The 14344-nt window shown below is 36.3% G+C and carries 13 protein-coding genes; all 13 read left to right on the forward strand.

The genetic code is table 11. The annotated features are described in order from the left end of the window. Positions 1 to 8 precede the first annotated feature (8 nt). The 13 genes from rimM to trmFO all read left to right on the forward strand — a co-directional run bounded on the left by rimM (position 9) and on the right by trmFO (position 14331). Positions 9 to 524, forward strand: a complete 516-nt coding sequence (rimM, locus tag MHH73_RS09425; protein WP_341066360.1) for a ribosome maturation factor RimM — start codon at positions 9 to 11, stop codon at positions 522 to 524. Next, positions 524 to 1261 carry a tRNA (guanosine(37)-N1)-methyltransferase TrmD gene (gene trmD, locus MHH73_RS09430; RefSeq protein ID WP_341066363.1) on the forward strand — a complete coding sequence of 246 codons (738 nt, stop codon included), beginning with the start codon at positions 524 to 526 and terminating at the stop codon, positions 1259 to 1261. The genes rimM and trmD overlap by 1 nt, the downstream gene beginning before the upstream one ends. Before the next feature lie 133 nt (positions 1262 to 1394). Then, positions 1395 to 1739, forward strand: coding sequence for a 50S ribosomal protein L19 (rplS, locus tag MHH73_RS09435; protein ID WP_095369549.1), 345 nt, complete (start codon positions 1395 to 1397; stop codon positions 1737 to 1739). Positions 1740 to 2060: 321 nt separating this feature from the next. Further along, the gene (lepB, locus tag MHH73_RS09440) at positions 2061 to 2612 is read left to right on the forward strand and encodes a signal peptidase I (RefSeq protein ID WP_341066365.1); all 552 of its coding nucleotides are present in this window, start codon (positions 2061 to 2063) and stop codon (positions 2610 to 2612) included. 191 nt (positions 2613 to 2803) lie between these two features. Next, the gene (gene ylqF / locus MHH73_RS09445) at positions 2804 to 3667 is read left to right on the forward strand and encodes a ribosome biogenesis GTPase YlqF (protein WP_191812268.1); all 864 of its coding nucleotides are present in this window, start codon (positions 2804 to 2806) and stop codon (positions 3665 to 3667) included. 145 nt (positions 3668 to 3812) lie between these two features. Beyond that, on the forward strand, positions 3813 to 4589 hold the full coding sequence (locus tag MHH73_RS09450; protein ID WP_341066369.1) for a ribonuclease HII: 777 nt from the start codon (positions 3813 to 3815) through the stop codon (positions 4587 to 4589). Between the two features lie 5 nt (positions 4590 to 4594). Beyond that, positions 4595 to 6364 (forward strand): hypothetical protein, encoded by a 1770-nt coding sequence (locus MHH73_RS09455; protein WP_341066371.1) that lies wholly within the window; start codon positions 4595 to 4597, stop codon positions 6362 to 6364. Then, a complete protein-coding gene (locus tag MHH73_RS09460) occupies positions 6361 to 6636 on the forward strand; it encodes an EscU/YscU/HrcU family type III secretion system export apparatus switch protein (RefSeq protein ID WP_191812262.1) in 276 nt (91 codons plus the stop codon). Before MHH73_RS09455 ends, MHH73_RS09460 begins: the two co-directional genes overlap by 4 nt. A gap of 286 nt (positions 6637 to 6922) precedes the next feature. Next, complete coding sequence (gene sucC / locus MHH73_RS09465) at positions 6923 to 8083, forward strand: ADP-forming succinate--CoA ligase subunit beta (protein ID WP_095369543.1); 1161 nt, start codon at positions 6923 to 6925, stop codon at positions 8081 to 8083. A gap of 92 nt (positions 8084 to 8175) precedes the next feature. After that, a complete protein-coding gene (gene sucD, locus MHH73_RS09470) occupies positions 8176 to 9078 on the forward strand; it encodes a succinate--CoA ligase subunit alpha (protein WP_191812260.1) in 903 nt (300 codons plus the stop codon). Between the two features lie 85 nt (positions 9079 to 9163). Further along, a complete protein-coding gene (gene dprA, locus MHH73_RS09475) occupies positions 9164 to 10042 on the forward strand; it encodes a DNA-processing protein DprA (RefSeq protein WP_191812258.1) in 879 nt (292 codons plus the stop codon). Between the two features lie 307 nt (positions 10043 to 10349). Beyond that, on the forward strand, positions 10350 to 12425 hold the full coding sequence (topA, locus tag MHH73_RS09480; protein ID WP_191812256.1) for a type I DNA topoisomerase: 2076 nt from the start codon (positions 10350 to 10352) through the stop codon (positions 12423 to 12425). Between the two features lie 598 nt (positions 12426 to 13023). After that, on the forward strand, positions 13024 to 14331 hold the full coding sequence (trmFO, locus tag MHH73_RS09485; protein WP_191812254.1) for an FADH(2)-oxidizing methylenetetrahydrofolate--tRNA-(uracil(54)-C(5))-methyltransferase TrmFO: 1308 nt from the start codon (positions 13024 to 13026) through the stop codon (positions 14329 to 14331). The last annotated feature ends 13 nt before the right edge of the window (positions 14332 to 14344 follow it).

The raw sequence follows: 14344 nt of genomic DNA on the forward strand, positions 1-14344 counted from the left end.
GTATGAAAATGGAAACATGGTTTAATGTCGGTAAAATTGTAAATACCCATGGTGTACGTGGTGAAGTTCGCGTCATTTCTCGAACAGATTTTACAAAAGAACGCTATTCACCAGGAAATAAATTGACTTTATTTATGCCTGATAATAAACAAGGGAGAGAATTAACCGTCTCATCCCACCGCACACATAAGTCTTTTGATTTACTTACTTTTGAAGAGGTCTTTGGTATGCAAGAAGCTGAACAGCTTAAAGGTGGCATTTTAAAAGTAAATGAATCGCAATTGAGTGAATTAGAAGAAGACGAGTTTTATTATCACGAAATCATTGGATGTACAGTCTATACGATGGATGGCGAAGAGCTTGGCGAAATTAAAGAAATTCTTTCACCAGGTGCGAATGATGTTTGGGTGATTAAAGGTAAGCAGAAAAAAGAAATCCTCATTCCTTATATCGCTGATGTCGTAAAGGAAGTAAATATCACCGATAAGAAGATTATGATCGATTTGTTAGAAGGGCTATTATAATGAAAATAGATGTACTATCTCTATTTCCAGAAATGTTTACAGGTGTATTCGGTCACTCTATCTTAAAAAAAGCAAGTGATGCAGGTGCTGCATCCTATAATGTAGTGAACTTTAGGCAATATGCGGATAATAAACATCAAACAGTCGATGACTATCCCTATGGTGGCGGAGCGGGTATGGTATTAAAACCACAGCCGATTTTTGATGCTGTCAGTGATATAAAGAGTAAAAGTGATACCAATCCTCGCGTTATTCTTCTATGTCCTCAAGGTGAAAGGTATACACAGAAAAAGGCTGAAGAGCTTGCCGAAAGTGAGCATCTTATTTTTATATGTGGACATTATGAAGGTTATGATGAACGGATTCGTGAACATATTGTAACTGATGAAATTTCCATTGGTGATTATGTATTAACAGGTGGAGAATTAGGAGCTATGGTTGTCATTGACAGTGTGGTAAGGTTATTACCTAATGTTTTAGGAAACCAAGAGTCACATATGAAAGATTCCTTTAGTACAGGGGTGCTTGAACACCCTCATTATACGCGACCAGCTGATTTTCGAGGATTGAAAGTCCCGGACGTATTAACTTCAGGAAATCATCTTCATATTGAACAATGGCGACAGAGGGAATCGTTAAAGCGAACGTATCAACGTCGCCCTGATTTACTTGAACACATAGATTTGACTGATCAAGAAAAGACTTGGTTAGAAGAAATAAAAAAAGAACAGATTTAACATTGATGTTCTCCGTATGATATGGTATTATAATCTTTGTGACTTGGGCTTGTTAAAAAGCCTTTTGTCTGATAACGATGTTCCGCTGAAACACAAATGGTTTGCATGAGCGTCTTGGGAGGAGTTGAAAACGATGCATAAATTAATTCAAGAAATCACTCAAGAACAACTTCGTTCGGATCTACCTGAATTCCGTCCTGGTGATACTGTACGTGTACACGTTAGTATCGTAGAGGGAACTCGTGAGCGTATCCAAGTATACGAAGGAGTTGTGATTAAGCGTCGTGGTGGTGGAATTAGCGAAACTTTCACAGTTCGTAAGATTTCTTACGGTGTAGGCGTAGAGCGTACATTCCCTGTACACACACCTAAAATTGCGAAGCTTGAAGTAATTCGTCGCGGTAAAGTCCGTCGTGCGAAACTTTACTACCTACGTAACCTACGTGGTAAAAAAGCTCGTATTAAAGAAATTCGATAATCCGTTTAACAAAAGGTATATTAGTTCAACTTATTTTACCTTAGTTAAAATGAAGAAAGGAGAGCTTGTATTTTTACAAGCTCTTTTTCTATACATATTTCTCATTTCTGATATGATAATAACATACTTATAAGCTGTTTTTTCAGTATTGGTAAAGTTAAGAAGCAATTTGATTCTACTAAATCAAACAATAGTTCATTGTATAGTTGCATCGTCTACTTCTTTTATGTATAAAATAAGAGTATGTCAATGATCGAGAGAATAAAAACGAAACTGTATAAGTGGCTATGCTTTTAAAAGAGAAAGAATGGTGGGGAAACGATGGCTAAAAAGAAAAGTGAATTATGGGAATGGACAAAGGCATTAGTTGTCGCCGTCTTGCTAGCAGCAATTATTAGATATTTTCTTTTTGCACCGATAGTGGTAGACGGATTATCAATGATGCCAACACTGCATGATCAAGACCGTATGATTGTCAATAAATTCAGTTATAAAATTGGAGAGCCTGATCGGTTTGATATCATTGTTTTTCATGCACCAGAAAATAAAGATTATATTAAAAGGGTCATTGGTTTACCTGGAGACAAAATTGAATATAAGGATGATACATTATACGTAAATGGGGAACCTTATGAGGAGCCATATCTGAACGAATATAAGCAACAAGTAGCTGACGGTCCATTAACAGAGCCATTTACTCTAGAAGAGAAAATCGGCCAAGAAACAGTGCCTGAAGGCCATTTGTTTGTGATGGGTGATAATCGCCGTTTTAGTAAAGATAGCCGTCATATTGGCCCAGTTCCTATGGAAGATGTATTAGGAACTGCTGGAATTATTTATTGGCCGATTGAGGATATTAGATTAATTAAGTAGATTTGCATGATAACATCTAAAACACAATATGGCGCTTAAGATGAGTGATTGATTTCTCTTAACTAAAGAATAGGGTTACCCTTTTCTAAAACAAGCGCCATGATTGTGTTTTTTTAGTACCTAGTAGTAGTTTAATTTAATGCTTAATAAAGCGTAAATTTGAAATGTGAATATAAAGGTGATGATAAGTAATGACAATACAATGGTTTCCAGGACATATGGCGAAAGCTAGACGAGAAGTAACAGAGAAGTTAAAGTTAGTCGATATTATTTTTGAATTGGTTGATGCAAGGATTCCTCTATCCTCACGAAATCCAATGATTGAACAGATTATTCAACAAAAGCCAAGGTTAGTATTGCTTAATAAAGCAGATATGGCAGATCCTATACTCACAAAACAGTGGATTGACTATTTTAAAAGCAAAGGGCTAACAGCAATTAGTATCAATTCACAAGATGGCCAGGGCATGAAGGAGATTACTCTGGCAGCAAAACAATTACTTCAAGAGAAATTCGACAAGCAAAGAGCAAAGGGTATAAGACCGAGAGCCATACGAGCGATGATAGTCGGTATACCAAATGCAGGTAAGTCAACTTTAATCAACCGCTTAGCAAAGAAGAATATCGCTAAAACAGGTAATAAACCTGGTGTTACGAAGGCGCAAAGTTGGATTAAAGTTGGAAAAGAGATGGAGCTACTCGATACGCCGGGGATTTTATGGCCGAAATTCGAAGACCAAGAAATTGGTTTAAAGCTTGCATTAACTGGTGCGATTAAAGATACGATTTTAAACTTACAAGATATTGCTGTTTATGCCCTAAGGTTTTTGAAAGAACACTACCCAGAGAAGTTAGTAGAAAGGTATCAATTGAATGAGCTTCCTGAAGAAATCGTAGAACTATTCGATGAAATTGGCAAAAAAAGAGGCTGTCTAGTGAGCGGTGGTACGGTTGATTATGATAAGGTGACAGAGCTAATTATTAGAGAGTTCCGCTCAGAAAAATTTGGGCGCTTAACATTAGAAAGTCCAAAAGATATAATAGATGAAGAGTAATGTGTTCAATGAACGAAAAAGAAGAATATAGTTAGTACATTATCCGATTTATAAAGGTCTTAATCATAGGCCTTTATTTTTTCGTCTATGAATGCAAGTATTTAAGAATTTGACCAATCTGTCGATGAAATAGGAGAATGCAAACATGAAATCGATTAAAGAAATAGAGCAATTATTAAAGAATAGTGATATAGAAAATGAATACATAAAAACATTAAGATTAGATGAAAGAAACGGCGTGCAAAAAGCATTAGGACGCTGGGATAAGCAAATAGAAAAACGAGGGGCATTACTAGAGAAGTACGAGTGCATGCAAAAATATGAAAAGCGATTTCATAGTGAAGGTTATCGTTTGATTGCCGGGGTAGATGAGGTAGGGCGAGGGCCGTTAGCTGGACCGGTTGTAGCCGCCGCCGTTATTTTACCTGAGAACATTCAGCTTATAGGTATTGATGACTCAAAAAAACTCTCTGAAGAGAAACGCTTGTATTATTATGAAAGAATTATGGAAGAAGCGACTGCTGTTTCAACATGTATGATTGATCATCATGAGATTGATACAATGAATATTTTAGAGGCATCAAAAAAAGCGATGATGAATGCGATCAATCGTTTGCAAACGCAACCTGATTTTTTGCTTATTGATGCCGTTAAATTAAACACACCTTATCCGAGTGAATCAATCATAAAGGGTGATAGCAAGAGTATTAGTATTGCTGCTGCCTCAGTTGTAGCAAAAGTAGAACGTGACAGCTTGATGAAAGATTATGATAAACAATATCCTGCCTATGGATTTGCGAATAATATGGGCTACGGTACAAAGGAACATTTACGTGCAATTGAAGAAACAGGAATATCTCCGATTCATCGCCGTAGCTTTGCACCAGTTAAGGATTTTCTAATTGACAAAAGAAGGGGATAGGGTTAGTGGAAGTGAATGAATTAACGCTGGTTTCAAGAGATCAAATAAAAAACCAGCCTCTCATGTTGCGGCCAGGGCAATTGCTAAAGGGCAAAGTTTTAAAGGTGAATGAGGAAAACATGGCTGAAATTCAAATAGGGGCCCAGAAGATTTTTGCGAAAACCTCAATCAATCTTATCAACAATAGTGATATTTGGTTTGTGGTGCAAAAAAATGGTGAGGGCATTCACTTACAAATTATCGATGAAAATCAATTTTTAAAAGGCATATCACCACAAGCGATTCTACAAACGATGGGAATAAAGGTTACACAAGAAAAGCTTAAGCTCGTTAAATGGTTTCAAAGTCGAGAGATTCCGCTTAATCAATCGCTTGTAAAATCATTTACTCTTTGGATGACGGGTGATACAAAACAAGATATTGCTGTATTTAAAACACTTCTAGATAGAAGATTGCCATTAATTAAAGATGTTTTCAACGCCGTACATAGCATTAAAAATGAGCGAACAATCACGTTTGCCATAAACAATCTTCAGCATAAGCTTACGCCCTATCTCAATAACGAAACAGCTCAAACACTTGATCACTTATTAACTAAATTTAACCATCTATTCAACGATAAAATGTTAACTAGTTTAATGGATGGCTGGTTGAAAAATAGCGTTCAAGCAAAAGAAAGTTTCTCCTTGTTACAAAAGTTAGGTGTATTTTCGCCGAAAAGCAGTGAAGAACAAATCATTCAGCAACTGTTATATACCAGATCAGATGAAAAAAATAAAGCAATATTAACCCTTTTACAAGATATACAAAGCAGGGGTATACAAAAACAAACGGCCCCTTTTTTGCTCACATTAACAAAATTAAATCACGCTTTCTCATTTGCGTGGGAGAGTGGTACTAAGTTACAAGCTAGCATAAAAAATGGAGAAATCACTTTGCCTTTAAATGCTAACCAGATAACAAGTTTAATAAAGGATGGTCTGGCGAAATTATATGATCATTCGTATTCGTCAACTCCCATCAAGCAAACTTCATCACCACTTATAAATATTTATTCACGTTTAAATGAACAACTTCAAGTGCTAGAAACCTTAAATAAAAGCGCTTATTCAAAAACACAACAGCTATTGTATAATATAGCGGAAGAAACCAGGCAGCAATTACATACGCCAGTGATGATAAAGGGTGAACTAAAGCAAATATTAGCTTTATTCGGTTTAACATATGAACAGCAAATGAATGAAAAGCAGCATATAAACATTCATGCTATTAAACCGCTAATATTACAGTTGCTCAAAGATATTCAGCAACCTGCACTGACTGAAGCTGCAAAAGAGTTATTAAATAAAATCACTGGCATGCAGTTACTTTCTTCTGATACAGATGGACTCTCACATTTTGCCCTGCAGTTGCCATTTCCACTAGGCCCATTTAGTAAACTTCTTTCAATGCAGTGGTCAGGTAAAAGTAAAAAGAATGGAGAGATTGATCCAAGTTTCTGTCGGGTCCTATTTCATTTAAATATGGAAACATTGGGAGAAACCTTTATAAAATTGCAGATTCAAAACAGAGTAATCACGATGAATCTATCAATTGAAAATACAAGACTGCTTCCAGATACGAAGCCATTTGAAGAGCTGATTAAAAGTAAATTGAACGAAATGAATTACCAATTAACGAAAATTAGTTTTTCTGAAATAACAAGTACAATGAAAGAGGAAAAGAAGGATACAACCAATCCAATTCAAATAATAGGTGTTGATATGCGAATATGAATGGACAAAGATCCAAAAAAGCGGTTGCCCTATCATACTCAGAAAAGATGGATGCACCAGTTGTTTCTGCTAAAGGAAAAGGGCTCATTGCAGAAAATATTATAACTGTTGCACAACAGCATGAATTACCCATTCAAGAAGATCCCTCGTTAGTAGAGGTACTAGGAAAATTAAATATGAATGAAAAAATACCTGAAGAGCTATATCAAGTAGTTGCAGAAGTTTTTGCGTTTATTTATCAAGTAGACCGAAAGGCAAAAGGAGTAAAATAATGGCGTGCGTTTACTGAGTCGATAGTCATTCTTTTCCAAATACCAGTACCCCAAAGTAAGGGTATTGTAATTATTCAATTTTTTGAAAAGGTGGAGTAGTTGTAAACAATAATATTTTTTTAAAATAGAAAAAATGCGATGAGATAAAGGCTTAAAGCGCTTTTTTTGAATAAGTATCGAATCCGAGGATTGAATATTTCAGATAATACTGTAGACAACTTTTGTCACATTATATAAAATGTAAACGCAGTCTAATTTTTTGAAGAGTTAGTTAGGAGGATGGGAAATGAATATACATGAGTATCAAGGAAAAGAAGTCCTCAGACAATACGGGGTTGCAGTACCAAATGGTAAAGTAGCATTCACTGTTGAAGAAGCAGTAGAAGCCGCAAAAGAATTAGGTACAGACGTATGTGTTGTAAAGGCGCAAATCCATGCAGGTGGACGTGGAAAAGCTGGCGGAGTAAAAGTAGCTAAAAACTTGGAAGAAGTGCGTACATATGCTGAAGAAATTCTAGGTAAAACGCTTGTTACTCACCAAACAGGACCAGAAGGAAAAGAAGTAAAACGTTTGCTTATCGAAGAAGGTTGCGACATTCAAAAAGAATATTATGTTGGACTAGTTTTAGACCGTGCAACTTCACGTGTAACGCTAATGGCTTCTGAAGAAGGCGGAACAGAAATTGAAGAAGTAGCAGAAGCTACTCCAGAGAAAATCTTCAAAGAAGAAATTGATCCTGTTGTTGGATTAACAGCGTTCCAAGCACGTCGTATTGCTTTTAATATTAATATCCCTACAAAGCTTGTTAACCAAGCTGTTAAATTTATGATGGGTCTTTATCAAGCATATGTAGAAAAAGATTGTTCAATTGCTGAGATTAACCCATTAGTTGTAACAGGGGACGGTAAAGTAATGGCCCTTGATGCAAAATTAAACTTCGATAGCAACGCATTATATCGTCGTAAAGACATTTTAGAAATGCGTGACTTAGAAGAAGAAGATACAAAAGAAATTGAAGCTTCTAAATATGACTTAAGCTATATCGCACTTGACGGCAACATTGGTTGTATGGTTAATGGTGCGGGCCTTGCTATGTCTACAATGGACATTATCAAGCATTATGGCGGCGATCCGGCAAACTTCCTTGATGTTGGGGGCGGTGCGACTGCTGAGAAAGTAACTGAAGCATTCAAAATTATCCTTTCTGATGAAAATGTTAAAGGTATTTTCGTTAATATCTTTGGCGGAATTATGAAATGTGATGTTATTGCTACAGGTGTTGTTGAAGCGGCTAAACAAGTTGGATTAGAAGTTCCTCTAGTTGTACGTTTAGAAGGTACAAATGTGGACTTAGGTAAGAAAATTCTTGCTGAATCTGATGTTGAAATCGTTGCAGCAGACTCTATGGCTGACGGCGCGCAAAAAATCGTATCACTTGTAGGATAAGACCTATAGGTAGATGACGAAAAAAAATGATAATGGGCGTTGTGCCTTAGTTATTATTTCTGAGATACGGAAATCAGGAAGGAGAAAAAAACATGAGCGTATTTATTAATAAAGATACAAAAGTGATTGTACAAGGAATTACTGGTTCAACTGCGCTATTCCATACAAAACAAATGCTTGAATACGGTACTAAAATTGTCGGCGGTGTGACTCCTGGTAAAGGTGGCATGGAAGTCGAAGGTGTACCTGTTTTTAATACTGTGAAAGAAGCTGTTGAAGCAACTGGTGCAACTGCATCTGTTATCTATGTTCCAGCACCTTTTGCTGCAGATTCAATCATGGAAGCAACGGATGCTGAGTTAGATCTTGCTATCTGTATTACGGAGCACATTCCAGTACTTGATATGGTGAAAGTGAAACGTTACATGGAAGGTAAGAAAACGCGTCTAGTTGGACCTAACTGTCCAGGTGTTATTACAGCAGACGAATGTAAAATTGGTATTATGCCAGGATACATTCACAAAAAAGGTCATGTGGGCGTAGTTTCACGTTCAGGTACATTAACTTATGAAGCAGTGCACCAATTATCAGAAGCTGGAATTGGACAAACGACTGCTGTAGGTATTGGTGGAGACCCAGTTAATGGTACAAACTTCATCGATGTATTAAAAGAGTTCAATAATGACCCTGAAACTTATGCAGTTATCATGATTGGTGAAATCGGTGGAACTGCAGAAGAAGAAGCTGCTGAGTGGGTAAAAGCGAACATGAATAAACCTGTTGTTGGCTTTATCGGTGGTCGTACAGCGCCTCCAGGAAAACGTATGGGCCATGCTGGTGCGATTATCTCTGGTGGTAAAGGAACAGCTGATGAAAAAATCCGTGTAATGAACGAGTGTGGAATTCAAGTAGCTGACACACCTTCAGTAATGGGTGAAACACTTATTAAAGTGTTAAAAGAAACAGATCTATATGATAAATGTAAAACGCATTAATTAATAAAAGAGTCCCCTTTTCAATAAAGGGGACTTTATTAAATAAAATAATTAACTAAAAATTAAGAAAAAGGAGTGTGTTATAATGCATGATTTGTTGACAACTAAATTACTCACCCTTCATCATTGTCGCTCTGTGTCGTGGAAAACACTATATCAAATTGTAAAAGCGGATCCTTCCCTTTCCTCTATCTCTTTTCAACAACAAAAACCTCTCCCTTATTTTCACTTTCTAACTGCAGATACAAGGAAAAAAATTAATGATGAAATTCATTCCTTAAACATGGAAGAGCTACTTTCACAGTATGTGAACAACGATATACAAATCATTTCTATAATGGATGAAAATTATCCTAAGCTTTTGAAGGAAACGTATCAGCCACCTTGGTTTCTTTATGCAAAAGGAGATTTGTCTATATTAAATAAAAAACCAATTCTATCTGTTGTCGGAAGCCGAAATATGACTGAATACGGTGCGAGAGTAATCGAAGAAATCTTTCCAACACTCATAAAAAAAGGATTTATTATCGCAAGTGGTTTAGCAAATGGAGTTGATGCCCATGCTCATAAAGTAGCTATGCACTTAGGTGGGCATACAATTGGGGTATTGGGAAGTGGTTTTTTTCATATGTATCCAAACAGTAACCGCCATTTATTTCAGCAAATGTCTCGTCATCACCTTGTTTTATCAGAGTATCCACCGCACACAAAAGCGGAAAGATGGCATTTTCCGATGAGAAATCGCATAATTAGTGGTATTAGCCGTGCAACTTTAGTCATTGAGGCAAAAAGTAAAAGCGGATCTCTCATTACCGCTAACTTTGCTGTTCAAGAAGGAAGAGATGTGTTTGCAGTACCAGGCGGCATTCTTTCACCTTTTTTCTCTGGAACAAATGAACTGATACAACATGGGGCGAAATTAATACTTTCTGCAGAAGATATTATAGAAGAGCTGGTATATTAGGGGCAAAAATCATAATTTTTACAGGAATTTTTATGAAAAAGGTTGAAATTATTGAAAAACTGTTATACATTTTGCTTCAGAAGTTTGTTTGTCAGACAACAATTTGAGATGCGATAGTCGCAGTTTAGATTTGACAAAGCTAAATAGATTGATTAATAATAGTGGATATTTCAAAGAACAAATACTATTGAGCATTTAAATAGGTAGAAAATGGTCAATAAATAACAATAAACATAAAAACATTTATCTAAAAATGAAAGAAACAGCGGGTTTAGCAAATTTATTCCCTCTTGAGGAGGACAACTGGATGTCAGAATTTCTAGTAATCGTAGAATCCCCAGCGAAAGCAAAAACAATAGAAAGATACTTGGGGAAAAAATATAAAGTGAAAGCATCCATGGGGCATGTAAGGGATTTACCTAAGAGCCAGACGGGTGTAGATGTAGAGAATAATTATGAACCAAAATATATAACCATTCGAGGTAAAGGACCAGTACTAAAAGAGTTAAAAACAGCTGCAAAAAAGGCAAAGAAAATTTACCTCGCAGCTGACCCCGATCGCGAAGGGGAAGCAATTGCTTGGCATTTGGCACATAGCTTAGATATGGATATTGATTCAAAATGCCGTGTCGTATTTAATGAAATCACAAAAGATGCCATCAAAGAATCTTTTAAACATCCACGTGCGATTAATATGGATTTAGTTGATGCCCAACAAGCAAGAAGAATGCTAGACAGGTTAGTGGGCTATAATATTAGTCCGCTACTATGGAAAAAGGTTAAAAAAGGGCTTAGTGCCGGTCGTGTACAATCAATCGCTGTTCGCTTAATTCTTGATAGAGAAAAGGAAATTAACCAGTTCGAACCAGAAGAATATTGGAGCATCGATGGCGAATTTGTCAAAGGTAAATCTGCGTTTGATGCAAGCTTTTTTGCGCTAAATGGTAAAAAGTTTGAGTTGAAGTCTGAAGAAGATGTGCAAGCGGTTTTAAAAGAGCTAAAGAATAATGAGTTTGAAGTGACAGATGTAACGAAAAAGGAGAGAAAGAGAAATCCAGCAGTCCCTTTTACTACGTCTTCTCTTCAACAGGAAGCAGCAAGAAAATTAAACTTCCGAGCAAAGAAAACAATGATGCTTGCACAGCAGCTTTACGAAGGTATTGATTTAGGAAAAGAAGGTACAATCGGTTTAATCACGTATATGAGAACAGATTCTACGAGAGTATCTGAAATTGCTCAAAATGAAGCAGTTGAATATATTACAAACCAATATGGTAAAGAATATTTACCGGCATCAAAAAGGAAAGAAAAGAAAAACGCTAATGCTCAAGATGCACATGAAGCCATCCGACCTACGAGTATATTAAGGGAACCAAATTCATTGAAAGAGCATCTCTCAAGAGATCAGCTTCGTTTATATCGCTTAATCTGGGAACGCTTTACTGCTAGTCAAATGGCTCCTGCTGTTATGGATACAATGAGTGTAGATTTAATCAATGGTCAAGTGACATTTAGAGCAAACGGGTCAAAGGTTAAATTTCCTGGGTTTATGAAAGTGTATGTCGAAGGAACAGATGATCAGACGGAAGAAAAATCTAATATGCTCCCTAATTTAAAAGAGGGAGATAAAGTCGTTAAGAAGGATATCGAACCGAAACAACACTTTACCCAACCACCTCCAAGATATACAGAAGCAAGGTTGGTCAAAACACTCGAAGAACTTGGGATAGGCAGACCTTCAACTTTTGCACCGACGCTAGATACAATTCAGAAGCGTGGCTATGTAACATTAGATAATAAACGTTTTGTCCCAACTGAATTAGGAGAAGTCGTTTCCGTACTATTAATGGAGTTTTTCCCTGAGATATTAGATGTAGAATTTACTGCAAAAATGGAACAAGATCTGGATTATATTGAAGAGGGAAAAGAAAATTGGGTTAAAATTATTGATGAATTTTACCAAGGTTTTGAAAAACGATTAGAAGTGGCAGAGAAAGAAATGCAGGAAATAGAAATTAAAGATGAGCCTGCAGGTGAAGATTGTGAACAATGTGGAAGCCCGATGGTATTTAAAATGGGGCGCTATGGCAAGTTTATGGCTTGCAGTAACTTTCCGGAGTGTCGCAATACGAAGGCAATTGTTAAGGAAATCGGTGTGAAATGCCCTACTTGTAAAGAAGGTAATATCATTGAAAGAAAAAGCAAAAAGCGCCGTATCTTTTATGGTTGTGACCGCTACCCTGAGTGTGAGTTTATATCATGGGATAAGCCGATAGCAAGAAGCTGTCCGAAATGTGAATCATTACTCGTTGAGAAAAAGCTGAAAAAGGGTGTACAAGTACAGTGTGTGGAGTGCGATTATAAAGAAGAAAAACAAGGATAAATATAAGTGAGCAACGCTTTGCTCATTTCTAATAAAAAAAGTATAGCTACACACAGAAACGAACAATTATTGTTTAATTACAGTAATTGTTCGTTTTATTTATGTTTAGATCATTTTTATCAATAATAAATGAAAAGATTGAATCTTTTTTATAGAAATCGCGTTGATCTAAAAGCTGAAAAGTAAAGAATCAATCTTCGTTTTTAGTTTATAAAATAATTATCATATCGTTTAACTGTTCTATATCAGAAAAGGTGCTACATGGAATCAAGAGAAGAGATTTAAAGTTTTTGTGAAAATATTGAAATGCCATCAAAAGCGATGATATTGATTGCTATGATTGTGGTAAAAATGTTGAAAGGGGATGAAAAAATATCATCATGCATCCTGTTAATAACGGTAAAATTACACGATGGGTGGACAAATGGTGTTGTACGACGGATAACAATTAAAAAAATACTTTATGCTTTCAAATTTTTTTGTAATATTGTACAATGCAATTTGGGATTAAAAGATTATACTCGTTTGTGATTTAGTTAAAACGAACAATTAAATGAATGATATAAATAATTTCATAATAAGTAAGGAGAATTAACTAATGACTGAAAAGGTAGTAAACGTAGTTGGGGCCGGGTTAGCTGGAAGTGAAGCCGCTTGGCAAATTGCTAAACGAGGCATTCAGGTGCGCTTATATGAAATGAGACCGGTTAGACAAACAGCAGCTCATCATACAGATAAATTTGCTGAATTGGTTTGTAGTAATTCTTTAAGAGCGAATAATCTAACGAATGCTGTAGGTGTTTTAAAAGAAGAAATGAGACGACTAGATTCTGTAATTATTTCTTCAGCGGATGAAAGTGCAGTTCCAGCGGGTGGGGCGTTAGCTGTTGATCGTCATGACTTCGCTGCTAGGGTTACTGAAGCTGTAAAGAATCATCCAAATGTGACAGTGATAAATGAGGAAGTGACGGAGATTCCTGAAGGGATTACTGTTATTGCAACAGGTCCATTAACAAGTGAAGGACTTTCTGATAAATTACGTGATCTGTCTGGGGAAGATTATCTTTATTTCTATGATGCAGCGGCACCTATTATCGAAAAAGATTCCATTAATATGGATAAAGTCTATTTGAAGTCTCGATACGATAAAGGAGAAGCAGCCTATTTAAACTGTCCGATGAACGAGGAAGAGTTCAATGTTTTTTACGAAGCGTTAATTAATGCTGAAACTGTGCCGTTAAAAGAGTTTGAGAAAGAAATCTTCTTTGAAGGTTGTATGCCGATCGAAGTTATGGCATCTCGTGGAAAGAAAACAATGCTTTTTGGACCGATGAAACCCGTTGGTTTAGAGGATCCTAAAACAGGGAAGAGACCATATGCTGTTGTTCAATTACGTCAAGATGACGCAGCAGGTACCCTTTATAATATTGTTGGATTCCAAACGCATCTAAAATGGGGACCACAAAAAGAGGTGCTTCGTTTAATACCAGGCTTAGAAAATGCTGAAATTGTAAGATACGGTGTCATGCATAGAAATACATTTATTAATTCTCCTAAAGTGCTTAAATCAACTTATCAATTCAAGAATAGAGAATCTTTATTCTTTGCTGGGCAAATGACTGGCGTAGAGGGATATGTTGAATCAGCAGCTAGTGGGTTAATTGCTGGAATAAATGCTGCCCGTCTTGTGGAAGGGCAAGAAGCATTAGAGTTTCCGATTGAGACCGCTATTGGAAGTATGGCAAGATATATTGCAAACGCCAATCCAAAGAATTTCCAACCAATGAATGCGAATTTCGGTTTATTCCCAGAGTTGGAAAAAAGGATTAAAGGTAAACAGGAGAGAAATGAACAACATGCTAACCGAGCATTAGAAACAATTCAGAACTTTGTGAAAAATATGTAAATTTTCTTGCATG

It is taken from the genome of Cytobacillus sp. FSL K6-0265, assembly GCF_038003465.1.
GTDB classification, from domain to species: Bacteria; Bacillota; Bacilli; order Bacillales; family Cytobacillaceae; genus Cytobacillus; species Cytobacillus stercorigallinarum.